Source organism: Mesorhizobium sp. M1A.F.Ca.ET.072.01.1.1 (genome assembly GCF_004023325.1).
Classification (GTDB): Bacteria; Pseudomonadota; Alphaproteobacteria; order Rhizobiales; family Rhizobiaceae; genus Mesorhizobium.
The window spans coordinates 1-456 of record NZ_RZSF01000731.1 but is presented as its reverse complement, the minus strand read 5'-3'; the positions used below and the strand labels follow the sequence as shown (position 1 = coordinate 456).

The 456-nt window shown below is 70.6% G+C and carries 1 protein-coding gene; it reads right to left on the bottom strand.

Annotated elements, in window-relative coordinates; all coding sequences use genetic code 11:
- Window positions 1–456 (bottom strand): LysR substrate-binding domain-containing protein (locus tag EOA32_RS37770; RefSeq protein ID WP_245499543.1); only part of this gene is annotated, 456 nt, incomplete at both ends.

The window sequence follows — 456 nt, the reverse complement described above, 5'->3', positions numbered from 1 at the left end:
GTGCCGGCGGGCCGCATCGCCATCTCCGGGACCAGCGTCACGCCCAACCCATGCGCCACCATCTGCAAGAGGGTCGTCAGGCTGGTGGCGCCGTAGCTCGCCATCGCCACGGGCCGCACATTGCCGCAGACGGCCAGCGCCTGCTCGCGCAGGCAGTGGCCTTCCTCCAGGAGCATCAGCCTTTCCAGCGCCGGGCTTTCCGGCGGCACCGGCGGCGAGGCGAAGGCCGGATCGCCTGACGGCACCGCAAGGAAGAAACGGTCGGGGAAGAGCTCTTCGCTGACCAGGCCGGGATGGTCGAGCGGCAGAGCGGCGATGAACGCGTCGAGCCGCCCGGCGGCAGTGTCGTCGACCAGCGACGCGGTCACCGCCTCCCGCAGTTCGAGCTGCAAGACCGGGAAGTGCCGCCTCAGTTCCGGCAACGCATGCGGCAGCAGATAGGGCGCGACTGTCGGG